Consider the following 263-nt stretch of genomic DNA (forward strand, 5'->3'; position numbering starts at 1 on the left):
GGTGACATTGAACCGCGGCCTTTTTTAATAATCTCTTCGATATCTGCGGCGTCGTACTTACCGCCCACTTTTCTTAAATCAGGTCCAGTTGCCCCTGATAAATCTGTTGCGTGACATCCAGCACAACTTCTTTGGACAATTTGTTCTGCGCTGTCTGTGCTTGCAGACTGTTTCGAAGACTTACTCTCTTCTTTATTTCCGCATGCTCCTAAAGTAAAAACAACCGATGTCCCTAGCGCAATAGCCAACAATTTCTTTTTCAC

1 protein-coding gene is annotated in these 263 nt (G+C 44.1%); it reads right to left on the reverse strand.

What is annotated here, in order from left to right:
* On the reverse strand, positions 1–263 hold a 263-nt coding region (locus SB717_RS36905), incomplete at its 3' end, for a c-type cytochrome (RefSeq protein WP_410908048.1).

It is taken from the genome of Priestia sp. SIMBA_032 (assembly GCF_046535215.1).
GTDB classification, from domain to species: Bacteria; Bacillota; Bacilli; order Bacillales; family Bacillaceae_H; genus Priestia; species Priestia aryabhattai.